Origin of the sequence: Chenggangzhangella methanolivorans (assembly GCF_019797865.1) — a bacterium.
Taxonomy (GTDB): Bacteria; Pseudomonadota; Alphaproteobacteria; order Rhizobiales; family Methylopilaceae; genus Methylopila; species Methylopila methanolivorans.
Genome location: NZ_CP081869.1, coordinates 5426994 through 5448419, shown reverse-complemented (window position 1 = coordinate 5448419; position 21426 = coordinate 5426994). Strand labels below are relative to the sequence as shown.

The window sequence follows — 21426 nt, the reverse complement described above, 5'->3', positions numbered from 1 at the left end:
GAGACGACCATGCCTCAAGACCTTCTGACGCGCGCGCGGCCGGGAGCGGCGGCGGCCGTCGCCGCGCTGTGCGCAAGTCTCGTCGCCGGCGCGCCTGCAGAGGCCGCGCCGGCGGTCGAGCCGTTGCCGACCACCGAGATCGCCCCGGGCGTGTTCGTCTATCAGGCGCCGTTCCAGCTCTTGGCGCCCGGCAATCAGGGCGCGATCGCCAATGTCGGCTTCGTGGTCGGGCGGGAAGGAGTCGCGGTGATCGACACCGGCAACACGCCCGAGGCCGGCGCGCGGCTGCTCGCGGCCGTGAAGGCCCGCACCGACCTGCCGGTGCGCTACGTCGTGAACACCCACATGCATCCCGACCACGCGCTCGGCGACTCGGCCTTCAGGGCGACCGGCGCCAAGTTCGTGGCGCACGCCAAATTCGCGCGGGCGCTCACGGCGCGCGCCCAGTCCTATGTCGACGCGGCCAAGCGCCAGGCCGGCGACGCGCTCGCGCCGACGCTCGACGACATCGTGAAGCCGGACATCGAGGTCGCCGACAGGCTGACGCTCGATCTCGGCGGCCGCGCGCTCGAGTTCGAGGCGGAGCCGACCGCGCACACCGACAACGACCTCACCGTGCGCGACGTCCAGACCGACACCTGGTTTCTCGGCGATCTCCTGTTCATGACGCATCTTCCGAGCGTCGACGGCTCGTTCGAGGGATGGGTGAAGCTGATGGCCAGGCTTAGGGAGCGCAAAGCGGCGGGGTGGTGCCGGGCCACGGTCCCGTGTCCGCCGGATGGCCGGCGGCGCTCGAGCCGCAGCAGCGATACTTCGACAGGCTCAGGACCGACGTCGAGGCGCTGCTCGACAAGGGGGTGGACCTGGCGACGGCGTCGCGGACCGCGGGACTGTCCGAACGGGAGGCCTGGGCGCTGTTCGACGAATTCAACGCCCGCAACGCAATAGCGGTTTATCGAGAACTGGAATGGAGATAACGCGACGCAATATAATAAGTGAGCAAGTGCAGCAAAATCATAATAACGCTCTTATATCTTAAAGTCCTGTTGCACCCCCAAACGAAGCGGTCTACGTTCCGCCCAGTCTTCCGCTGCTACGCAGGGGTCTCTAGGGATCAACGCGGTTCGTAGGATTGCCGATACGGGGTCGTCCAACGCGACGATGGGTTGCCGGCAAAGCCGTGACACGAGGCTGAAGGCGCAAGTCCAACAATAAACGAGATCCGTCTCTCAGAAGGGCAACGCTCACGAGAGACTGACTAAGGACTGCGTGAAAGAGGGAGAATAACGAATGCGCAAAGTCGCAATCGCGGCAGGCCTGATGGTCTCCGCCGCCGTGGTGCTGCCGGCCTTCGCCAACGACAGCGTTACGGAAATCACCAAGGACCCCAAGCAGTGGGGCATCCAGACCGGCGACTACGCCAACCAGCGCTACTCCAAGCTGGACGAGATCAACGCCTCCAACGTCAAGAAGCTTCAGGTCGCCTGGACCTTCTCGACCGGCGTTCTTCGCGGCCATGAAGGCGCGCCGCTCGTCATCGGCAACATGATGTACGTGCACACGCCGTTCCCGAACAACGTGTTCGCGCTGAACCTCGACGAAGGCGGCAAGATCGTCTGGAAATACGAGCCGAAGCAGGATCCGAGCGTCATCCCGGTGATGTGCTGCGACACCGTTAACCGCGGTCTCGCTTACGCCGACAACACGATCTTCCTGCACCAGGCCGACACGACGGTCGTGGCGCTCGACGCCAAGACCGGCCAGAAGAAGTGGTCGGTCGTCAACGGCGACCCGAAGAAGGGCGAGACCAACACTGCGACCGTTCTTCCGGTCAAGGACAAGGTCATCGTCGGCATCTCGGGCGCTGAATTCGGCGTGCGCAGCCACATCACCGCCTACAACATCGCCGACGGCAAGCTTGCTTGGCGCGGTTACTCGGTCGGCCCGGACGAAGAGATGCTCATCGACCCGGAGAAGACCACCGAACTCGGCAAGCCGGTCGGCAAGGACTCCTCGCTGAAGACCTGGCAGGGCGATCAGTGGAAGATCGGCGGCGGCTCCACTTGGGGCTGGTACTCCTACGATCCCAAGCTCAACCTGATGTACTACGGCACGGGCAACCCCTCGACCTGGAACCCCAAGCAGCGCCCGGGCGACAACAAGTGGTCGATGACCATCTTCGCCCGCGACGTCGACACGGGTAAGGCCAAGTGGGTCTACCAGATGACCCCGCATGACGAGTGGGACTTCGACGGCATCAACGAGATGATCCTCACGGAGCAGACCGTTGACGGCAAGAAGCAGCCGCTCCTCACGCACTTCGACCGTAACGGCTTCGGCTACACGCTGAACCGCGAGACGGGCGCCCTGCTCGTGGCCGAGAAGTACGATCCGGTCGTGAACTGGGCCACCAAGGTCGACATGGGACAAGGACAGCAAGACCTACGGTCGTCCGCTGGTCGTGGCCAAGTACTCGACCGAGCAGAACGGCGAGGACGTGAACTCGCAGGGCATCTGCCCGGCGGCGCTCGGCACCAAGGACCAGCAGCCTGCGGCTTACTCGCCGGAGACCGAGCTGTTCTACGTGCCGACCAACCACGTCTGCATGGACTACGAGCCGTTCCGCGTCTCCTACACCGCCGGTCAGCCCTATGTCGGCGCGACCCTGTCGATGTACCCGGCCCCCAACAGCCATGGCGGCATGGGCAACTTCATCGCCTGGGACGGCAAGAAGGGTAAGATCGTCTGGTCGAACAAGGAGCAGTTCTCGGTGTGGTCGGGCGCTCTCGCGACCGCCGGCGGCATCGTGTTCTACGGCACGCTCGAAGGCTACCTGAAGGCCGTCGACGCCAAGTCGGGCAAGGAACTCTACAAGTTCAAGACCCCGTCGGGCATCATCGGCAACGTCATGACCTACGAGCACAAGGGCAAGCAGTACGTCGCGGTGCTCTCGGGCGTCGGTGGCTGGGCGGGCATCGGCCTTGCGGCCGGCCTGACCAACTCCACCGACGGCCTCGGCGCGGTCGGCGGCTATGCGGCCCTGTCGCAGTACACCGCTCTCGGCGGCCAGCTCACCGTCTTCACGCTGCCGACCAACTAAGTCGACAGCGACATAAGGGGCGCGGTTCTTCGGAACCGCGCCTCCGCCTTCAGCCCGGCTCTCCGATCTTCGGAAGCCGGGCTTTTTTCATGAGCCGCCGCGACGGCCCGACGCGTCCCCGCCTCGATCTCCTCTCCACGATCGGCTCGGAATTGACGGCGGACGTCTATATACTGACGCGATCGCAGAGCCGTTTGCGCGTCCTGTAACGACGCGCCGGCCCGGCCGCGGCGAGACGGCGCCAAAACACGCCGCGCCGCGACGTCTAATAAGAAAAGCCCGCCAAGCCGGCCGAACCGGCGCGGGCGACCGGAAGGGTGGACATGACCAAATCCCCGATCACCGACATGCCGAACGGCGCAGCCGCACGTCGCCTTGCAGGGTTCGCCGCCGCGCTGGCGCTTGCCGCAGGACTTGCGAGCCCGGCCGGGGCCCAGACCTCCGACCTCGTCAATCGCGCGACGCTGCGCGTCTGCGCGGACCCCGCCGACATGCCGCTCTCGAACGAAAAGGGCGAGGGTTACGAGAACAAGATCGCGGAGCTGCTCGCCAAGGATCTCGGCGTGCCGCTCGCCTACACCTGGTTCCCGCAGGCGACGGGCTTCTACCGGATGACGCTCGGCATCAAGCGCTGCGACGTGGTGCTCGGGGTGAGCCAGGGCGCCGACCCGTATCTCAACACCAACGCCTTCATGCGCACGACCTCGATCATCGTGACCAAGAAGGGCGGAGAGCTCGACGGCGTGGACCAGCTGTCCGATCCGAAGCTTCAGGGCAAGCGCGTGGGCGTTACGGCAGGCACGCCGGCCGCCAGCCACCTCATTCGCAACGGCCTCATGGCCCGGGCCAAGCCGTACAGCCTGACGGTCGACCGTCGATACGAATCGCCGGTCGAGCAGATGCTGAAGGACGTCGAGTCCGGCGACGTCGACGCCGCGATCATCTGGGGTCCGCTCGGCGGCTATTACGTCAAGCAGTCGTCGGCCCTTTCGTCCATTCCGCTCGTGAAGGAGAAGGGACAGCCGCCGATGATCTACCGGATGACCTTCGGCGTGCGGCCTGGCGAAGACAACTGGAAGCATAGGCTGAACGAGTTCATCTCCAAGCATCAGGCCGATATTGACAAGATCCTGTCGGACTACGGCGTTCCGCTGGTCGACGAGCAGGACAACGTCAAGCAGGCGGCGAAATGAACAGGCGGCGGTGGCGCGGCGCTCTCGCCGCCGCCGCGCTCGCGGCCGCCGGCGCGGCGGTCGCTCCCGCCGCGCCGCTTCAGGCCGCCGGGCCTGCCATGGAGGATCCGGTCGAGGGCGCGGCGCCGTCCGAGCCGTCGGGCTACCGGATGGACGACTACCGCACCCCGACGCCGCTGACGCTCAGCGGCGCGCGGTCGATCGACACCAAATCAGCGGAAGCGCTGTGGCGCGCGAAAAGCGCGGTGTTTCTCGACACGATGCCGCGTGACCGTCACCCGCCGAACCTGCCGCCCGGCACGGTGTGGCGCGACAAGCCGCGCGAAGACATTCCGGGCAGCGTCTGGCTGGCCAATGTCGGCTACGGCGCGCTCGTCCCAGAGACGGAGGCGTATTTTCGCGACGCGCTGACGGCCCTGTCCGGCGGCGACAAGGCGAAGCCCTTGCTGTTCTACTGTCGCGCCGCCTGCTGGATGTCCTGGAACGCGGCCAAGCGCGCCATGGAGTGGGGATACACAGACGTCATCTGGTATTCGGCGGGAACGGACGGCTGGGGCGAGGCGGGACTGCCGCTCGAGCGCGCGACGCCCTATGCGCTCTCGCCGACGCAGTGACGGGGCTTAGATGGCGCCGCCTTCCGTGAGCAGGCGCGTCACCTGCGCGGCCTCCTCGGCGATGAAGCGCTCGAACGCGTCTTCCTCGTCGTAGAGGTTCGCCCAGAAGCGCTGGTCGAGCATCTGCAGCCAGCCTGGATAGCGCGAGACCCTCAGCATCGCCTCGCCGAAACGGTCAATCAGCGCCGAGCTGACCGCTCCGCGGGAAACGAGGCCGCGCCAGTTCAACATGGCGAGGTCCACCCCCTGCTCGCGCAGCGTGGGAATGTCGATGTCCGGCGTCCGGTCGGGCGAGGCGAGCGCGAGCGCCCGCAGCGTTCCGCCGCGGATCTGGGACGCGAATTCGAGAAGCGCTCCCGTCGCGACCGGCGTCTCGCCCTTCAGCGCCCAGAAGGCGACGCGCGCCGCCGTGTCTGCAGCGCGGTAGGAGAGCCGCTTCGGATCCGCGCCGGCCGCCTTGGTGAGCCGAAGCGCCAGCTGGTGATCGGCGCTGCCGAGCGGGCGCCCCGCCCATCGCACGGCTGCGGGGTCGCGGGCGATCGCGGCCATCAGGTCATCGAGGGTGCGATAGGGCGAGTCCGCCCGGACCACGATCGGCTGACGTTCGCCGATCAGCCGCGCGACGGGCCGGAACTGCCGCAGCCGACCGGCCGCGCCCGCAATCGTGAGCGCCCCGACGGCCGAGAGGCTGAGCACCATCAGCGACGCGCGCGGACGCTTGCCGTCGAGAAACTCCGCCGCGGCGTCCGGCGTGCGGGGCACGTCGATCGCCATCGCGCGAGGCAGAAGCTGCGTCACGCCGAACCCTTCGGCGACCGCGCGTGCGAGCTGGTCGTCGCCGTCGCCCGGTTGTCCGGCCGCGATGATCTCGAGGCCGACAGTCTGGGCCGCCGCCGACCCGCCCGCCAGGCCCGCGATGGCCGCGGCGCCGAGGCCGGAAGCTACGACGCGCCTGTCGGGGCCCCAAGCAGTCTTGGTCGTCATTGAGCCGTCGTCAGATTCGCCTGGATCTCGCGTCCGAGGTCGAAGGGCGCTGTTCAAGAATGACGGGGCTTTCGCACACATAGGTGAGCTGCTGCTGGCGCTCGTCATAGATGCGCGTGTCCCAGTCGAGCGTCTGCTGCTGCTGCAGGGCCTCGGGCGTGTTCTGCGAAGCCATGTCCTTCTGCGTGTCGGCGATCTTGATGCTCTCGGTCTTGATCTTCTCCGACAAGGATCTCTGCTTGCGCGAATAGCGCTCGATGCCGTTCACGATCTGCGAGCGCTGGGCGTTGATCTCTGTGAAGATCCCTGCGAACAGCATGGACAGCTTCTCGTCGCGCTTGTCGCCCGCGGCTTTGGCGAATTTGGCGATCATCGCCTTGGCGTCGTCCATCTTGGTGCGGCGGGCGACGAGATCGTCGACGATCTCGCTCACGTCGCCGTCGGCGCTCCAGCTTTCCAGCGCCTTTTCGAGCGGCGGGCCGCCCCACATCTGCCCGTAGGACATCTCCGCGACCTTGACCTGGACGCACGGCCAGTCCGGATCGATCGTATGGGCGGCGCGCTGTTGTCCCGGCTGCTGGGCGCGCGGCGTGTCGCGCGGCGGCAGCGGGGTTTTGGGCCCGGCGGCGTCCTGGCCGGGCTGAGGCGCGCGCGGCGTGTCGCGGGGGGGCAGGGCCGTCTTCGGCTTCGGGGGCGTCGCTCGGGCTGTTGGGCCCCGCGGGCTGGGGCGCAAGCACGGGCGTGTCGGCGCTCAAGCCGCCTTGTCCGGCGCCGCCCTGCGCGAAGGCGGGGAATGCAAGGAGCGACGCCGCGAGCGCGGCGGCGCATGCCTGCGAGCGGGTCGGGCGGTTCGCCTTCGGCGTCGTCATTGGGCGGTCTCCCGGGTCATCGCGGCCTTCGCCTCGCGCCATATGAGCGAGGGGCCGTCTTGGAACGTTCTTATAGGCGGCGCAGGCGACGTCGTCTCATTTGGCGGCGTCGGGACCGCCGCGGCGGGCGGTGAGGCCCGTCGAGGGATCGTAGGCGAAGACGGCCGCGATCAGAAACACGAGCGAGCAGCCGACGACGACGGCGAGCGCGGTCCATTCGACCTGGCCGTAGAGCGCGAAGCGGATCAGCTCGACCGCGTGCGTGAAGGGATTGTAGCTGCAGATGGCGTAGAGCAGCTCGCTCGACTGCTGCACCCGCCACAGCGGATAGAGCGCCGACGAGGCGAAGAACATCGGGAAGATCACGAAGTTCATCACGCTCGCGAAATTCTCGAGCTGCTTGAACACCGAACTCATCGCAAGGCCCATCGCGCCGAGCATGAAGCCGGTGACGATGAGCGCCGGCAGCACGTAGAGGTAGCCCATCGGATCGTCGGGCCGCACCTCCCAGAACCAGGCCACCAGCAGGAAAGCGTAGACCTGGAGCAGCGAGACCGCGATGCCGGCCACGAGCTTGGAGACGAGCAGGAACCAGCGCGGATAGGGGCTCACCAGCAGAATGCGCATGGCGCCGACCTCGCGGTCGTAGACCATCGAGAGCGAGGACTGCAGCCCGTTGAAGAGCTGGATCATCGCCATCAGGCCGGGCGCGATGTAGACCTCATAGAGGATGTAGGTCTCGTAAGGCGGGATGATCGAGACGCCGAGCGTCGCGCGGAAGCCGGCCGCGAAGATGAAGAGCCAGACGAGCGGGCGAACGAGCGCCGACAGGAAGCGGCCGCGCTGGTGCAGGAAGCGCAGGCCCTCGCGCCAGACGATGCCCGACATCACGACCAGATAGCCGCCGAACGTCACCTCGCGGCCATGCGAAAGGGGGGCAGGCGCGCGGGCAGGTCGGACACGGCGCTCATGCGGAAGCCTTTGAGCCGGCGGGGCTTCGCCGACGATCGTCATGAAGGCCTGGCCGACGTCGTCGGTCTTGGCCCGCGCGCAGAGCTCCTGCGGCGAGCCCGTGCCCATGACCTTGCCCTGATGGAGCACGACGACGCGGTCGGCGGCCGCGATCTCGTCGGTGAGGTGAGTGGCCCAGAGGACGCCGATCCCGTCCTCGCGGATGAGCCGGCGCACTTCTTCGGTGAGGGTGCGGCGCGAGCCGATGTCGAGGCCGGTGGTCGGCTCGTCGAGCAGCAGGAAAGCGGGCCCATGCAGCAGCGCCCGGGCGATCTCGACGCGCCGCATCTGGCCGCCGGAGAGCGCGCGGACCTTGTCCTTCGCGCGATCCGACAGGCCGACGCGGGCGAGCGCGGCCTCGGCGCGCGTCCTCGCCTCCGAGCGGCCGATGCCGTGAAGCGCCGCGTGATAGAGCAGATTCTGGAAGACCGAGAGCTCCAGATCGAGCGTGCGCGCCTGGAACACGACGCCGAGCCGCGACAGCGCCTTGGCGGGCTCGCGGCGCACGTCCGCGCCGAGCACGCGGATCGAGCCGCTCGTGTTGTTGTAGAGCCGGGTGATCAGCGAGAACAGCGTGGTCTTGCCGGCTCCGTTCTGGCCGACGAGCGCGGTGAAGGCGCCGGCCGGCGCTTCGAGCGAGACGCCCGAAAGCCGTCTTCGAGCCGAAGGAATGCGTCACTCCCGCCACGCTGAGAGCGGGCGTCGAACCGGCGTCGTCTGCTTCTGGATCGGTGGCCAAAGAGGCTGTCCTAAGCGTTCATGCGCTGCGGCCCCCGGGAGAGGGGGCCGCTCACGAACTATCTAAAGCGTCGGGCGTCCACGTCGAGCGTCAGGGGATCGCGACGACGCCCCACGGGCCGCGGCCGACCGCGATCGACTTGACCACCTTGTCGTTGGCGACGTCGATGACCGAGATGTCGTTCGAGTTGCCGTTGGTCGTGTAGAGGAACTTCTCGTCCGGCGAGAAGCCGAGCTGCAGACGCGCTGTCCGACCAGCAGGTATCTCTTGATCTCGGCGGTCTTCACGTCGACCACCGCGACGCGGTTGGCGGGCCCGAGCGCGATGAAGGCCGTCGAGCCGTCCTTGGTGATGCGCACGCGACCGGCTGGATCGCCTCCGGCGTGACGCCGGGGATCTCGAAGTTCAGTTTCTTGGTTATCTGGTGGGTCGCGACGTCGATGATCGAGACCGTGCCGCCGACCTCGGCCGAGACCCAGACCTGCTTGCCGTCCGGCGTGAACTCCGCGACGCGCGGACGGGTGTCGACCAGCACGTTCTCGACGATCTGGCGCGTCTCGGTGTTGATGAAATGCGCCATGCTGGTGGTTTCGGAGGTGTTCACCAGGATCTTGCCGTCGGGGCTGATGCCCATGCCTTCCGGCTCGACGCCCACCGGGATCTCGCTCAGCACCTGGTTGGTCTTGGTGTCGACGATCGTGACGAGCGCGTCGTCCTCGTTGGCGATGTAAAGCGGATTGCCCGAAGGGTGGAGCACGAAGAGCTCGGGGTCGGGGCCCGAGGCAGGGTCTTGATCAGCTTCAAGGTGTTGGGATCGTAGACCTCGACGCGGTTGTCGTCGCTCGCGCAGATGTAGATCAGCTTGTTGTCGGGGCTGACGGTCAGGCCGCGGGGCGCCGCCCGGTCTTCACCCGTCTCCAGCACCTTGAGCGTGTCGCTGTCCACCACCGTCATGGTGTGGTCGCGCTCGTTGGTGACGAAGATCTTGCCGGCGTTCGCGGGCCCCGCGAAGCCGACCAGCGTCGCGAGCGCGCCCGCGGCGACGAGCGCCGTCACGCTGGCGCGGGCGGGGAAGAGGCGAGTGGTCATCGGTTGCGTCTCCTGAGCGCGGCGCCGCCTTCTCGTTGAGGCGTCGGGGCGGGCGGCCTGCGGGGTCACTGCGAGGGGAACTTGCATTCGCTCTCGGGCTTGTCGAAGCCGAGCGTGTCGAGCGGGTTGGTCTGGTGGAGGAAGGCGGCGTTCGGCGAGGCCGCGACCATCGCGGCCGGCGAGGACAGCACGATCGGCTGGCGCAGCTGATGGTCCCAAGGTCGATAGGAGAAGGCGCCGCCTTTGAAGCCGGCGAGCTGGAAGTTCGGCCCGAAGATGAACTCGCGGAGCTTGCCGACGTCGTTCGAGCGGATGCGCGCCGAGGCTTCGCCGATGGTGCGCATCGCGAGCCACATCTGGAAGTCGAGCGGGCGCATGCCGCGCTTGGACTGGCGGGCGAAGCGGTTTTGGATCTGCTCGGCGCCCCAGCCGGTCACGGTGACGTTCCAGGTCGTGGGGGTCAGGCCCTGGGTGCCGGCGGTCGGGCGCGGATCCCAGCTGCGATAGCCGATGAGCGGGCCCGAACTCGCCCAGTTCGTCGGCGAGCACAATGACGTCGTAGGACACCCCTTGCGTGAACACCGGGATGATGTCGTTGCCGGTCTCGCGCGCGTCCGGACCGAAATTCCAGGTGCGCTCCTCGACGATCTTGCCGCCGAACTTCTTCGCGGAGCGCTTCACGGCGTCGGCGTAGAGCCGGTCCTCCGCGCGGCGGCCGGTGAGCAGCAGCTGTTCCAGCGCTTCGACACGAGATACTGCGCGAGCGCGTCGGTCAGCATCGCGCGGCTCGGCGCGGTGTGGAGAATGTCGAAGCGGCAGTCCTTCGCCCGCAGCCTGTCGTCGGACGCGCCGGCGTTGAACAGGATGACGTCCTTGCCCTTCACGGCGTCGGCCATCTTGAGGAGCGCGTCCGGCGGAACCGCGACGATGATGAACTTGGCGCCCGAGTCGAGGATCCGCTGGAACGCCGGCATCGGGTCCTCGCCGTCCGGCACCAGCTCCTGTGCGGCGATCTTGAAGTCCTGCTTGAGGAAGCGCCCGGTCGTGTTGTGTCCGTGATCCCGAGAGCCGCGCCGGCGATCCCGTCATCTTCCGGCGAGGTCGTCAGGATGTTGTTCCACCACGGCGGATCCGGCGGGAACTGGCGGAGCACGCCGAAGCTGAGCTCCATCGGGGCGGGGGCGTTCTTCGGAGCCGGACCCGGGGCGGCCGGCGGCGAGGCCTCCTGCGACGAAGCCGGGGAGGGGACGACGGACACGAGGCAGGCGGCGGCGAGCAAGCCGGCCGCGCAAGACGCGAAACTCGATCGACCACGCTTCACTTCGCGACGCTCCGCGCCAGCTTCGCCTGTCCCGGCATGCGAGATCCTCCGTCGGCTCTTTGCGGCCGTGGTCGCGAGACGACAGATCCTCGCAGACAGCCGCAACGTGGCGGCGCGGCGGGATCCGTCAAGCCCGCTCTTGGTCAACCGCATGGCGGCGGACGCCGCCGAATTCATAGCGCCGCTCAAGCGAAAGCAATGGATAAAAAAATAATAAGTTCTGACGATTGCTTGAAGGTCCTATGTCGGATTGCAAAATCTTCCTCGATATGCGTGGTGAGTACCGTCGCACGGCTCGCGCACGCCGATAAGAATAAGACTGCGACTTAGGGAGACGACTGATGCGCAACTGGCGAGAAGCTGCGTTGGCGACCGCCACCGTCGCGATGTTCTCGGGTGGTCACGCGGTGGCCGCGCCCGCGAAGGCGGCTGTGTTTCCGTTCGAATTCATCGACTCCAGCCAGGAAGGCGAGTCGAACGGCCCCCGGCAGGACGAGACCGACCGCGTGAAGCGGGTCGCCGAGCAGGTCGCGGAGTTCCTGCGCAAGGGTTCGATCGACGTGGTCGACGCGACGCCCGCGCAGGCGGGGCTCAAGGACGTGAAGTCGCTGAAGGACTGCATTCCCTGCGCGACGAAGGCCGCGGGCGCGGTCGGCGCGGATCTCGTGGTCGTCGGCCACATCCAGAAGGTCTCGAACCTCATTCTCAACATCAACGTCCAGATCGTCGACGTGAAGACCGGCAAGACGGTGCGCGGCGGCAGCGCGGACATCCGCGGCAACACGCAGGAGACGTGGGACCACGGGACCAAGTATCTGATGACCCGCAACATCCTGAAAGATCCGATGCCGGAGGCGGGCGCGCTATGAGCTGTCGCATCACCCGCCGGGACGCACTCGCGGGAGCCGCCGCGCTTGCGGCCGCCGCGGCGTTCGCTCCGACGGCCGCGCGCGCCGATCGCACGCTGAAGATCGCCTCGCTCAAGTTCGGCACGGTCAACTGGCTGCTCGACACCATCAAGGCCGAGGCCGAGGCGAAGGGCGCGCCTGCGCCGTTCGAGCGCATCGACCTCGCCTCCCCACCAGGCGCTCACCGTCGCGCTGCAGGCTGGGCAGGCGGACCTCACCGTCAGCGACTGGCCGTGGGCCATGCGTCGCCGGATCGAGGGCGAGACGTTCCGCTTCGCGCCCTATTCCTCCGCGCTCGGCGCGCTGATGGTGACGAAGGACTCGCCGATCCAGAAGCTCGCGGACCTCAAGGGCAAGAAGATCGGCGTCGCTGGCGGCCCGATCGACAAGAGCTGGCTGCTGTTCCGCGCCTACGCCCACAAGGAGGTCGACGGCGACATCGCCACCATGGCGGAGCCGGTGTTCGGGGCCCCGCCGCTGCTTTCGGAGCAGCTGAGGCTCGGACGCATCGACGCGGCGCTGACGTTCTGGAACTTCGCCGCGCGCCTCGACGCCGAAGGATATCGCCGGCTCGTCGACGTCGCGGAGGTGATGCGCAAGCTCGGCCTCGAGCCGCCGCCGCCGCTCGTCGGCTTCGTGTGGCGCGAGCAACTGTTCGAAACAGCGGGGCCGGCGCTCGAGGGCTTCTTCGAGGCGGTCGCGGCCGCGAACGAAACGCTGAGAACCTCGGACGAGGCCTGGGCCCGGCTCAAGCCCAGCATGCAGGTGAAGTCCGACGCCGAGTTCCAGCGGCTGCGCGACTATTTCCGCGCCGGAATCCCGGGCCCCTGGGACGCCGCGCAAGCCGCGTCCTCCCAAAAGCTCTACGGCCTCTTGTCCGATCTCGGCGGCGCCGAGTTCGTCGGACCCAATCCGCGGTTCGACCCGGGCCTGTTCTGGTCGCCCAGGGTGTAAAGCGTCGATGGGAGCAGGGGCGTTGGGGGTTGCGTCGCGGCTTGGATGGTGGGCGGTTTCGCTCGCCGGTTTCCTGGCCGTTTGGTGGGCCGCGGCGTTGTTCTACGCAGATCCGAAGCTGCTTCCGACGCCCCCGCTGGTGGTCGACGCGCTGATCGCCGCGGCCAAGACCGGCGAGCTGTTCTCGAACCTCGGCATCACGCTCGCCCGCGTCGCCGCGAGCTTCCTGCTCGCCATGACCATCGGCTCGGCGCTCGGCATCTTCATGGGGCTGTCGAAGACCGCCGACCGGCTGCTCGGGCCGTGGGTGGTGCTGTTCCTGAACCTGCCGGCGCTCGTCATCATCATGCTCTGCTACGTCTGGTTCGGGCTGATCGAGGCGGCGGCGGTGGCGGCGGTCGCGATCAACAAGATCCCGAACGTCGCGGTGACGCTCCGCGAGGGCGCCGCGGCCCTTAGCCGCGACCTCGCCGAGATGGCCGCGATCTACCGTTTCAGCCGCTGGAAGACCCTTCGCCACGTCATTCTGCCGCAGCTTGCGCCTTACTTCGCCGCCGCCGCCCGGTCGGGCCTCGCGCTCGTCTGGAAGATCGTGCTCGTGGTGGAGCTGCTCGGGCGGCCGAACGGCGTCGGATTCGAACTCCAGACCGCCTTCCAACTCTGGGACGTGGCGACGATTCTCGCTTACGCGCTCGCCTTCGGCTTCATCGTCCAGGCGATCGAGCTCGGCATCATCCAGCCCTGGGAGCATGCGGCCAACAGGTGGCGGCGATGACCGGCGTCACGCTCGAGATCGCCGCCAAGACCTTTCCGGCGGCCCATGGCGCGCCCGAGCGGGCGCTCTATCGCGATTTCCGGCTCGACGTCGCCGACCGATCCTTCGTGGCGCTGCTGGGGCCGTCGGGGCTCGGCAAGACCACGCTGCTCAACATGCTCGCGGGCGTCGACCGCGATTTCCGCGGGCGCGTCGCGTTCACGGCCAAGGAGCCGCGGATCGGCTACGCGTTCCAGAGCCCGCCTGCTGCCATGGCGCACCGTCCTCGACAATGTGACGCTGCCGCTGCCCGCCGGCGCCGAGCAGCGCGAGCGCGCGAAGACGGTGCTCGCCGAGATGGGCCTTTCGGACGCCCACAACGTCTTTCCCGAGCGCCTGTCGCTCGGCATGCAGCGCCGCGTCGCGCTCGCCCGCGCCTTCGCGCTGGAGCCCGACCTGCTACTCATGGACGAGCCGTTCGTGTCGCTCGACGAGGCGACGGCCGAGCGGCTGCGCGATCTTCTCGCCGATTTGATCGCTCGCCGGCCGACGACCGTGCTCTTCGTGACCCATGACAGCCGCGAGGCGGTGCGGCTCGCCGACCGCGTGGTGGTGCTCGGCGGCCCCCCGGTGAGAATCGAGCGTGACGTGCGCGTGGAGCTGAGCGCCGAAAACCGTCGCCGCGCCGACGACGTCGACCGCTTCCGGGGCGAACTGCTGCAAGCTGGCTAAAGGCCGGTCGGAACCCGGGTATTGAGGAAAGGGCGCTCTGCCTCCCCGGGATAGGGGAGGGTGGGGCGTGGGGCGTTTCCCAACAGAGCCCAGCACCCAGACTGGCGATGACGCCGCTTCCGCGAAGCGCAGCGTCATCCGCCGAGCGCCATACTGAGGTCGACCCCGCCCTTACCCTCCTCTGTCCCAGGGGAGGGAGGCGGAAGACGCCGCGCCTCGACAATCATGGGCGGCGCGCCTTCGGCGCCCCACAAAGGTAAGGGCCCGAAGCTTGCGCTTCGGGCCCTCGCCGACAGTCTTACTTACCGAATAAGATGGCGGCCAACCGCTGGAGCAGCCCTGGAGGCTTCGCTGCAGGGGCGTTCTGTCCAGAGTGGTTTCCGCTCTACGCGTTCGCGGCGAAGGGGTGCTTGGCGGTCGCGGACTGAGCCACGACGTCCTTGGCCTTCGGCTCGCCGGCGATGGCGCGGGCGATGGCTTCCTTCGTCGCCTGGTAGTTGTATTCCTGGATCTTGGCGTCGTCGGCCGCTTCCCAGTGAATGAACACGCCGACCGATGAACAGGTCGTCGGCTTCGTCCTCGGGGATCACGCCTTCGGCGACCGAATCGACGACCGCCTTGGCGACGCCGTACTGGGCCGGGCCGAACATCTGGACGGCCTGGCGGGCGTCCTTGATGGTGACCTTGTTGAACAGGATCGTGTTCGGCTTGGCGAGCAGGTTCGGCGCCACGACCGCGAGAAGCGAGGTGAAGCCGTCCTTGTTGTTGGTCAGCGCGTTGACGAAGGCCGATTCAGCCGTCGACCCGCGCGGGCCGATGATGAGGTCGATGTGGGCGACTTCGTTGCCGTCGCCGACAAGCGATTCGCCGATGAGGGTCTTGGTGATCTTCGCCATAAAAGAAGCATCCTCCCAGGTTGGTCCGTGGTGTCGCCGCCAGCGCTGGGGGAGCGCCGCTCGGCCGATGCCCGTATCTATCGTCGCGTCAGCGTTCGGTTAGGGAGCCCGAACCGGTTGGCCGGATAGCGCTGTGCTTGGACATGCGGGCGCACACTAGTCGCGACCCGCTTCGCATCGCAAGCGCTTCTTAGGGCGCAAAACCGTCGCGGGCCAGAGCGAGTGCGTCTTTGCTGCAACGCGCTCCGGTTGTTGACGCGACGCACCATATTCCTGTTGCGACGCACCATCATGAGCGTATCCTCATCTTCGAGCCTCCAGCGATGGGGCGCGGAGGCCGATGGGCGCCGCGCGCGCCTGAAAGGAGCAGCTCATGAACCTCGTATTGCTCGTGTGCCTCGCCGCGTCTCCGGAAACCTGCCGCGAGGAGCGGCTGCTGGTCGGCTACGATCTCGCCGACGCGCGCAGCTGCATGATGGGGTCGGTTCCGATCATTGCCGAATGGGCCGACGCCCATCCCGAATGGCAGATCTCGCGCTGGAAGTGCGGGTCCGACGCCAATGCTCGATTGACGCGAAACTACAACTAACGTCAAAGATATCCCGCCGAGAATGCAATCATAAGAAAAGAATAAATTAGAAGATCATAGACGCGAAAGTTCCGAGTATCTATTCTTGCCGGAGTCGGACCGGAGCCGCGCAACGTCGCGCGGGGAACGTCGGCGGACCGGGATCGCACGTTCGACGCGCGGTCCCCGTCGGCGTCGGGGCCGACGAATTCCGGCGACGCGCTTCAGTCCGACGTCAGGCAAAGAGATCCGAAAGAGGTCTCGAACCACGGGAGACGCGTTGAGATGTTTCGATATTTCGTCAGGGCCGCGATGCTGGGCGCAGCCGCGCTGGTCGCGCTGCCAGCGGCCGCGGTCGACCTCGCCAAAGGCCGCCAGACGCTGCCCGACCTCGTCTTCGGCAACGATCAGGGCGACGACTACGCGGTCAGCCAGAAGGACTTCGAACTCGAGTCCGGTAAAGCCTACCAGCTCGACATCGTGTCGAAGGGAGGCAAGGAATACAAATTCTTCTCACCTGAATTCTTCCGGCACATCTGGATCAACCAGATCGTGATCAATCATCTTGAGATCCACGGTCCGGGGTCTCCGCATCATCTCGAATGGGACGACGCCGGCGCGATCCGGCTTGAGTTCGTGGTGATCCGTCCGGGCGAGTTCAAATGGTGGATCGACGGTCTCGAGTCGAAGGGCATGACCGGAAAGATCGTCGCGAAATGAGCGCCCGGACCCACAGCGCCCTGACGGGCCTCGCTTTGCTCGCCGCCCTCGCTCTTCCAGCGCCGGCCTTCGCCGACGACGCGGCCGACTGCGACGCCGGCATCGCCATGATCTCGTCCGAGGTCGCGAAAGAGCACCCCAAGGCTACCGCCGACGCGCTCAAGACCGCGCTGCGCGTCGCCAAGCGCGAGAAGGGCGAGAAGGAATACGACGAGTGCCTCGACGCCGTCGCCGACGCCAAGAAGGCGCTCGGACGATGACCTCCGCCGCCGCGCGCGACTGCCTTTCGGCGGCGTCCGCGGCGGCGCGCCGCGCGTCGGATGACGGCGCGTGAGCGCCTCGTCTCCGACGCCGGCCGTGACTGCGCGGCGACGGCTCGCGGCCGCGCGGTCATGGCTCCGGTCGCTGCGGGGCCGGCTGGCGGTGCTCGTGGCCTCCGTCGTCGTGACGACCGGCGCGGCGGCGGTGGTGTGTTGGCCTGGACGCTCTCGATCGCCAACCAGCACGTCGCGGCGCTCTCCTCCGCGCAGCGGCGGCTCGAGGATCTGTCGACCGCATCGAGCCGTGTCGGCGACTATGCGCTCGCCGCGCTCCAGACGACCGAATCCCACGAACTCCAGAGCGACCGCCTGTCGCTTCCGCGCAAGCGCATCCAGGAAGCCTTCGAGCGCTTCGGGCAGGACATCATCGAGGAGGTGAGGCGCCGCGGCGAGGAGGAGGCCTCCGCCATCGCCGCCTCTCGCGGACGGGCGCTGGCGCGGATGAAGAGCGATTTCGGCCTGCTCGACCGGCAGGTCATGCAGGCCATCCGCGAGGGGCGAGAACCGCGCGAGGGCGCGCAACAGGCCGCGGAGGAGAAGGTGCGCGCGTCGCTCGATCTGTTCGGCGGCGGCTTCGGACCGACGATCGCGCAGGCGATCGACAACGAACGCGTCGCCGCCCGCTCCGCCGACGCCGACATGGCGCGTCTGCGCTCGAAGCTCGCGCCGATGTCGACGCTCGCGCTCGGGATCGCGGCCCTGATCGCGTTCCTGCTCTATCGCTGGATCGTCAGCCCGCTGCTGTCTCGCATCTCGGAGGTGGCCGGCGCCGCGCGGGAGATCGCGCAGGGGCATACGGACGTGCGCCTCGCGGTGCGGGGACACGACGAGCTCGGCCTGCTCACCACGCGCTTCAACCGGATGGCGCTGCACCTGTCGCGGCGCGAGCGGCGGCTTCTGCTCGCCCAGTCGCGCCTGCAGGAGATCGTCGACGCCCGGACCGTCGAACTCAGGTCGGCGAACGAGCGGCTCTCCGACATCGACATCGCGCGCCGACGCTTCTTCACCGACGTCAGCCATGAACTCCGCACGCCGCTCACCGTCATCCTGGGAGAGGTGGACGTGACGCTGCGCGGTAAGCCCGCGAGCGAGGATCTCGCCCAGGCGCTCGTCACGATCCGCGCCCGTGCACGCCGCCTCCATCGCCGCGTCGAGGATCTCCTGCGCGTCGCCCGCTCCGAGAACGGCCAGCTCGATCTTGAATTCGAACCGGTCTCGCTCGTCGCCATCGTCGAGCAGGCGCGCGACGGAGTGAGCGCGGCGGCCAAGGCGCGGAGCGTCACGATCGTCGTCGAGCCGTCGACCGAGGATCCGGTCGTGGAGGCCGACGCCGAATGGCTGCGTCAGGTCGTCGAGGGGCTCGTGGCGAACGCCGTTCGGCACTCCTCCGGCGGGCACATCCGCCTTGCTGTCGGCTACGGTCCGGACGGCGCCGTCCTCAAGGTGTCGGACGACGGGGAGGGGATCCCCGAAGCCGACCTTCCGCACGTGTTCGAGCGCTTTTACCGCGGCGTTAGCGAGAAGGAGGGCTCGGGCTTCGGCATCGGGCTTGCGCTCGCGCGCTGGATCGTCGAACGCCACAACGGCGCGATCACGATCGACAGCCGCACCGCCGCGCCGGGGCGCAAGCCCGGCACGATCGTCACCATCACCTTGCCCTCGCTGACCCCGCGTCTCGCTATCGGAGCCGGCTCATGACCATTCTCATCGTTGAAGACGACGTCGACATCGGCTCCGTGCTGCGCCGGGGGTTCTCGGCCGAGTCCTACGAGGTCGAACTGGTGGGCGACGGCGAGCAGGCTCTGGCGGCGGCGACCGGCAAGCAGCTCTCCGCCATCATCCTCGACGTCATGCTTCCCGGACGGTCCGGCATCGAGGTCTGCAAGGCGCTGAGGGCGGCGGGCCAGACCGCGCCGATCATCATGCTGTCGGCGAAGTCGTCTGTGTCGGAGCGCACCGAAGGGCTGATGGCCGGCGCCGACGACTACATGGTCAAGCCCTTCGATTTCGAGGAGCTTCTGGCGCGCGTGCGGGTGCAGGAGCTCAAGCGCGAAAACAGCGGCGAGGACCAGCGCCACCTCATCGTGCCGCCGCTCGACCTCGACCTCGAGACCCGCAACGTCACGACCGACAAGGGCTCGGCTCGCCTCACCGAACGTGAGGTCGACCTGCTCGCCCTGCTGATGCGCCACGTCGGCGAGCCGCTCAGCCGGGCCGACATCTTCGCCGCCCTGTGGGCCGGCCACGGCGGCGCGTCGCTCAACGTCGTCGACGTCTATATCGGCTATCTGCGCCACAAGCTCGGCGAGGCGACGCCCGAAGGCGCGCGCCTGATCGTGACCGTTCGCGGCCGCGGTTTCATGTTCCAGTCGAGCTGACGCTGGCTTCGGCGAGGTCAGTCTAAAGGCGCGCGGCGAAGCGCCCCGCAGGCCAAAGCCTTGGCATGGCCTTATTGGGCGCTCCATAATGGCGGGACAGAACAACGGCTCGCGGCCGCGCATCTGCGCGCCTGAAGGGCCGGCCCGATCGAGGAAGACCTGATGATCTCCGTTTCTCTACGCCGCCTGAGCGCGGCGCCGCTCGCCGCCTGCGTCGCCCTGATGACGGCGTCCGCCGCGCTTGCGGCGGCCCCGATCTCGGTCGACCTCGTGTTCTACGCGCCCCATTTCCAGAAGCTCGAGAACGGCAGCACGATCTCCTACAGCTTCGTGCGCAAGTCCGAGGATCCGAAGGCGACCCCGTCTTTCGAGGACGAGGTGAAGGTCAATGTCGGCCCCCAGGGCGCCGAGGACTCGGTGCGCATCGACCTCTTCACCGGCGACCGCGGCCAGGTGCTGGGCAACATGTCGAAGACCGGAAACCCGGTGATCGTCGCGATCCTCGAGGAGGACGTGAAGGACATGCAGAAGACTCTCGGCGGAAGCCCGTTCTATTTCCGCACCAAGCTGCGCGAGGCGCTCGCCGCCCAGACGCCGGCCGAGCCCACCAAGATCGAGTTCGACGGCAAGACGATCGACGGCTGGAAGGTCTCCATAAAGCCGTTCCAGGACGACGCGAAGAACCGCGGCAAGCTGCGTGAATTCGCCGAACGCAGCTATGAGCTGACCTTCTCCGACGAGGTTCCCGGCGGCCTCTACGCCCTGAAGACCGTGACCCCGAAGCCGGACGGCGGCGTGCTGCTGACCGAGGAGCTTCGCGTGAAGCCCAAGGTCGTCAAGGCGGACGCGGCCGCGCCGTCGGGAGCGGCCAAGTGAGCCGGGTCGCTCGTCTTCTGGTCGCCGCCGCGCTCATCGTCGCCCCGGCGACGGCGATGGCCGACGTCTCGAACGATTATCCGACGGTCGAGAAGGCCGACTACATCTTCGGCTGCATGGCGTCCAACGGCCAGACCCGCGACTCGCTCGAGCGCTGCTCGTGCTCGATCGACACGATCGCGTCGATCCTTCCGTACTCCGAATACGAGGAGGCGGAGGTGATCCTGCGGATGAACAAGATCGCGGGCCAGTCATCGGAGCTGTTCCGCACCAGCGGCGACCTGCACGACAAGGTCGCCAACATGCGCCGCGCGCAGGCCGAGGCCGAGGTGAAGTGCTTCCCGTAAGGCGCTGACGCTCGCGTCCCGGCTGTCATCCGGGACAAATGGGAGCGGTCCAGACGGCCGACGTTTCAGGCGCGCATGAAAAGGGCCGGTCATTGGACCGGCCCTTCGCGTTTCTTGAGGCGTGCGCCGTTCAGCGCGGCTGGGCGCTCGCGGCGTCCTGCTGGAGATCGGCCGAGAACGCCTTGCCCTGCGTGTCCGTGCCGTTCATCGCGAGCTTGGCGCCGGGCTTCTTGTGATAGGTGAACTGGATCATTGGATCCTCGCTGAGCGAGATGCCGCCGTCCATCGTGAACACCATCTCGTCGCCCTGGCGGATCTCGAGGTGGTTCACGAACCAGGCCGGGATGTAGCTTCGGTCCACCACGTTCATCTGCAGGCCCGAATAGTTCGGGTGGCGGATCATCAGCTGGGCCCGGTCGAACTTGGTGGCGGCGGGCTCGCCTTCGGTCTGGGCCGCAAGGTTGCGGAAGCGGGTCTGGCCGATCCGCGCCATGGCCTCGTCCTGGTCCTTGAGCGCCGGCGCCGAGCAGCCGCCCGAGGCCTTCACGAACTTGCCGTTCATCGCGAGCTTGCCGTCGCTGGTCTCGACCACGGTGCGCACGGTTGAGTAGGCGTTCACGCGCAGACGGGTCGAAATCCAGAACTCCTTGCGGTTCTGGCCGAGCGTGAAGGTCGCGGCGACCGGGGAGGGGTTCTCGTCGACGATCAGCGTCACCTTGGAGATCGTGCGCTGGTCGCCCTCGGGCAGCGCGACCGCGACGTCGATCGGCACCACCGCGGCGTCCTCCGCGCGGTAGGGCGCGGTCATCTTGATGAAGTCGGCGTTGGCCGCGATCGCCTTGTCGCCGAAGGCGTCGGCCTTGAAGCTCTCGAACGTTTTGTCGGTGTTCTGGCTCTGCTGCTGCTGCTGCTCTGCCGGGCTCTGGGCGAGCGCGGGAGCCGCGGAGAGGCCGAGCGCCGCCGCGATCGCGAGCGCGCTCACGGATGCGGACCGAAGACGGAACGTCATGATCTTCTCTCCCATGGGTGGCGGCGCGCTCTTGTGACGGCGCG

Annotated in this window: 19 protein-coding genes and 5 pseudogenes; 15 read left to right on the top strand and 9 right to left on the bottom strand. The window is 67.5% G+C overall.

Annotated elements, in window-relative coordinates; translation table 11 throughout:
* The first annotated feature begins 9 nt into the window (after positions 1–9).
* The 4 genes and pseudogenes from K6K41_RS28650 to K6K41_RS28635 all read left to right on the top strand — a co-directional run bounded on the left by K6K41_RS28650 (position 10) and on the right by K6K41_RS28635 (position 4907).
* Complete coding sequence (locus K6K41_RS28650) at positions 10–948, top strand: MBL fold metallo-hydrolase (RefSeq protein ID WP_261403340.1); 939 nt, start codon at positions 10–12, stop codon at positions 946–948.
* 342 nt (positions 949–1290) lie between these two features.
* Positions 1291–3100, top strand: a pseudogene (gene xoxF5, locus K6K41_RS28645) (lanthanide-dependent methanol dehydrogenase XoxF5).
* A 323-nt stretch (positions 3101–3423) separates the two neighbouring features.
* Positions 3424–4293: a substrate-binding domain-containing protein gene (locus tag K6K41_RS28640; RefSeq protein ID WP_261403339.1), complete on the top strand. Its 870-nt coding sequence runs from the start codon at positions 3424–3426 to the stop codon at positions 4291–4293.
* The gene (locus K6K41_RS28635) at positions 4290–4907 is read left to right on the top strand and encodes a PQQ-dependent catabolism-associated CXXCW motif protein (protein WP_378148462.1); all 618 of its coding nucleotides are present in this window, start codon (positions 4290–4292) and stop codon (positions 4905–4907) included. The genes K6K41_RS28640 and K6K41_RS28635 overlap by 4 nt, the downstream gene beginning before the upstream one ends.
* Before the next feature lie 6 nt (positions 4908–4913).
* Here the strand turns inward: K6K41_RS28635 and K6K41_RS28630 are convergent, their stop codons facing one another.
* From K6K41_RS28630 to K6K41_RS28600, 7 genes and pseudogenes are all read right to left on the bottom strand, one after another.
* Entirely contained in the window at positions 4914–5891 is a 978-nt protein-coding gene (locus K6K41_RS28630) for a tripartite tricarboxylate transporter substrate-binding protein (RefSeq protein ID WP_261403338.1), read from the bottom strand.
* A 10-nt stretch (positions 5892–5901) separates the two neighbouring features.
* On the bottom strand, positions 5902–6396 hold the full coding sequence (locus K6K41_RS28625; protein WP_261403337.1) for a hypothetical protein: 495 nt from the start codon (positions 6394–6396) through the stop codon (positions 5902–5904).
* 460 nt (positions 6397–6856) lie between these two features.
* The gene (locus tag K6K41_RS28620; protein ID WP_261405856.1) at positions 6857–7648 is read right to left on the bottom strand and encodes an ABC transporter permease; all 792 of its coding nucleotides are present in this window, start codon (positions 7646–7648) and stop codon (positions 6857–6859) included.
* Positions 7649–7828: 180 nt separating this feature from the next.
* Positions 7829–8443 (bottom strand): annotated as a pseudogene (locus tag K6K41_RS28615) (ATP-binding cassette domain-containing protein); the annotation flags it as partial.
* Between the two features lie 157 nt (positions 8444–8600).
* A pseudogene (locus K6K41_RS28610) lies at positions 8601–9599 on the bottom strand (PQQ-dependent catabolism-associated beta-propeller protein).
* 65 nt (positions 9600–9664) lie between these two features.
* The gene (locus tag K6K41_RS28605) at positions 9665–10150 is read right to left on the bottom strand and encodes a type 1 periplasmic-binding domain-containing protein (protein ID WP_261403336.1); all 486 of its coding nucleotides are present in this window, start codon (positions 10148–10150) and stop codon (positions 9665–9667) included.
* 126 nt (positions 10151–10276) lie between these two features.
* The gene (locus K6K41_RS28600; RefSeq protein ID WP_261403335.1) at positions 10277–10594 is read right to left on the bottom strand and encodes a type 1 periplasmic-binding domain-containing protein; all 318 of its coding nucleotides are present in this window, start codon (positions 10592–10594) and stop codon (positions 10277–10279) included.
* A 667-nt stretch (positions 10595–11261) separates the two neighbouring features.
* On the opposite strand from K6K41_RS28600, the gene K6K41_RS28595 reads away from it, so the two are divergent.
* The 4 genes and pseudogenes from K6K41_RS28595 to K6K41_RS28580 all read left to right on the top strand — a co-directional run bounded on the left by K6K41_RS28595 (position 11262) and on the right by K6K41_RS28580 (position 14268).
* The gene (locus K6K41_RS28595) at positions 11262–11789 is read left to right on the top strand and encodes a DUF3280 domain-containing protein (RefSeq protein ID WP_261403334.1); all 528 of its coding nucleotides are present in this window, start codon (positions 11262–11264) and stop codon (positions 11787–11789) included.
* A 279-nt stretch (positions 11790–12068) separates the two neighbouring features.
* A complete protein-coding gene (locus K6K41_RS28590; RefSeq protein WP_428978556.1) occupies positions 12069–12782 on the top strand; it encodes an ABC transporter substrate-binding protein in 714 nt (237 codons plus the stop codon).
* Between the two features lie 7 nt (positions 12783–12789).
* The gene (locus K6K41_RS28585) at positions 12790–13557 is read left to right on the top strand and encodes an ABC transporter permease (protein ID WP_378148448.1); all 768 of its coding nucleotides are present in this window, start codon (positions 12790–12792) and stop codon (positions 13555–13557) included.
* Positions 13554–14268, top strand: a pseudogene (locus K6K41_RS28580) (ABC transporter ATP-binding protein). Before K6K41_RS28585 ends, K6K41_RS28580 begins: the two are co-directional and overlap by 4 nt.
* A gap of 385 nt (positions 14269–14653) precedes the next feature.
* On the opposite strand, the pseudogene fae reads toward K6K41_RS28580, so the two are convergent.
* Positions 14654–15164 (bottom strand): annotated as a pseudogene (fae, locus tag K6K41_RS28575) (formaldehyde-activating enzyme).
* A gap of 373 nt (positions 15165–15537) precedes the next feature.
* Between fae and K6K41_RS28570 the strand changes: the two are divergent.
* The 7 genes from K6K41_RS28570 (at position 15538) to K6K41_RS28540 (ending at position 20373) form a co-directional block, all read left to right on the top strand.
* Positions 15538–15753: a hypothetical protein gene (locus tag K6K41_RS28570; RefSeq protein WP_261403332.1), complete on the top strand. Its 216-nt coding sequence runs from the start codon at positions 15538–15540 to the stop codon at positions 15751–15753.
* 264 nt (positions 15754–16017) lie between these two features.
* Complete coding sequence (locus K6K41_RS28565; RefSeq protein ID WP_261403331.1) at positions 16018–16452, top strand: cupredoxin domain-containing protein; 435 nt, start codon at positions 16018–16020, stop codon at positions 16450–16452.
* Complete coding sequence (locus K6K41_RS28560) at positions 16449–16712, top strand: histidine kinase (RefSeq protein ID WP_261403330.1); 264 nt, start codon at positions 16449–16451, stop codon at positions 16710–16712. Before K6K41_RS28565 ends, K6K41_RS28560 begins: the two co-directional genes overlap by 4 nt.
* Positions 16713–16925: 213 nt before the next feature.
* Positions 16926–18470, top strand: coding sequence for a sensor histidine kinase (locus tag K6K41_RS28555; RefSeq protein WP_261403329.1), 1545 nt, complete (start codon positions 16926–16928; stop codon positions 18468–18470).
* Positions 18467–19150 (top strand): response regulator transcription factor, encoded by a 684-nt coding sequence (locus tag K6K41_RS28550; protein WP_261403328.1) that lies wholly within the window; start codon positions 18467–18469, stop codon positions 19148–19150. Before K6K41_RS28555 ends, K6K41_RS28550 begins: the two co-directional genes overlap by 4 nt.
* A gap of 162 nt (positions 19151–19312) precedes the next feature.
* A complete protein-coding gene (locus tag K6K41_RS28545; protein ID WP_261403327.1) occupies positions 19313–20026 on the top strand; it encodes a hypothetical protein in 714 nt (237 codons plus the stop codon).
* 56 nt (positions 20027–20082) lie between these two features.
* Complete coding sequence (locus K6K41_RS28540; RefSeq protein ID WP_261405854.1) at positions 20083–20373, top strand: hypothetical protein; 291 nt, start codon at positions 20083–20085, stop codon at positions 20371–20373.
* Between the two features lie 130 nt (positions 20374–20503).
* Here the strand turns inward: K6K41_RS28540 and K6K41_RS28535 are convergent, their stop codons facing one another.
* Positions 20504–21382 carry a quinoprotein dehydrogenase-associated SoxYZ-like carrier gene (locus tag K6K41_RS28535; RefSeq protein ID WP_261403326.1) on the bottom strand — a complete coding sequence of 293 codons (879 nt, stop codon included), beginning with the start codon at positions 21380–21382 and terminating at the stop codon, positions 20504–20506.
* Positions 21383–21426: the final 44 nt, after the last annotated feature.

What these genes read in the sequence shown, in the direction of transcription:
- K6K41_RS28650 (WP_261403340.1), top strand. Translation starts at nt 10, where the DNA reads ATGCCTCAAGACCTTCTGACGCGCGCGCGGCCGGGAGCGGCGGCGGCC.
- K6K41_RS28640 (WP_261403339.1), top strand. Translation starts at nt 3,424, where the DNA reads ATGACCAAATCCCCGATCACCGACATGCCGAACGGCGCAGCCGCACGT.
- K6K41_RS28635 (WP_378148462.1), top strand. Translation starts at nt 4,290, where the DNA reads ATGAACAGGCGGCGGTGGCGCGGCGCTCTCGCCGCCGCCGCGCTCGCG.
- K6K41_RS28630 (WP_261403338.1), bottom strand. Translation starts at nt 5,891, where the DNA reads ATGACGACCAAGACTGCTTGGGGCCCCGACAGGCGCGTCGTAGCTTCC.
- K6K41_RS28625 (WP_261403337.1), bottom strand. Translation starts at nt 6,396, where the DNA reads ATGTCCTACGGGCAGATGTGGGGCGGCCCGCCGCTCGAAAAGGCGCTG.
- K6K41_RS28620 (WP_261405856.1), bottom strand. Translation starts at nt 7,648, where the DNA reads ATGTCGGGCATCGTCTGGCGCGAGGGCCTGCGCTTCCTGCACCAGCGC.
- K6K41_RS28595 (WP_261403334.1), top strand. Translation starts at nt 11,262, where the DNA reads ATGCGCAACTGGCGAGAAGCTGCGTTGGCGACCGCCACCGTCGCGATG.
- K6K41_RS28590 (WP_428978556.1), top strand. Translation starts at nt 12,069, where the DNA reads ATGCGTCGCCGGATCGAGGGCGAGACGTTCCGCTTCGCGCCCTATTCC.
- K6K41_RS28585 (WP_378148448.1), top strand. Translation starts at nt 12,790, where the DNA reads ATGGGAGCAGGGGCGTTGGGGGTTGCGTCGCGGCTTGGATGGTGGGCG.
- K6K41_RS28570 (WP_261403332.1), top strand. Translation starts at nt 15,538, where the DNA reads ATGAACCTCGTATTGCTCGTGTGCCTCGCCGCGTCTCCGGAAACCTGC.
- K6K41_RS28565 (WP_261403331.1), top strand. Translation starts at nt 16,018, where the DNA reads ATGTTTCGATATTTCGTCAGGGCCGCGATGCTGGGCGCAGCCGCGCTG.
- K6K41_RS28560 (WP_261403330.1), top strand. Translation starts at nt 16,449, where the DNA reads ATGAGCGCCCGGACCCACAGCGCCCTGACGGGCCTCGCTTTGCTCGCC.
- K6K41_RS28550 (WP_261403328.1), top strand. Translation starts at nt 18,467, where the DNA reads ATGACCATTCTCATCGTTGAAGACGACGTCGACATCGGCTCCGTGCTG.
- K6K41_RS28545 (WP_261403327.1), top strand. Translation starts at nt 19,313, where the DNA reads ATGATCTCCGTTTCTCTACGCCGCCTGAGCGCGGCGCCGCTCGCCGCC.
- K6K41_RS28540 (WP_261405854.1), top strand. Translation starts at nt 20,083, where the DNA reads ATGGCCGACGTCTCGAACGATTATCCGACGGTCGAGAAGGCCGACTAC.
- K6K41_RS28535 (WP_261403326.1), bottom strand. Translation starts at nt 21,382, where the DNA reads ATGACGTTCCGTCTTCGGTCCGCATCCGTGAGCGCGCTCGCGATCGCG.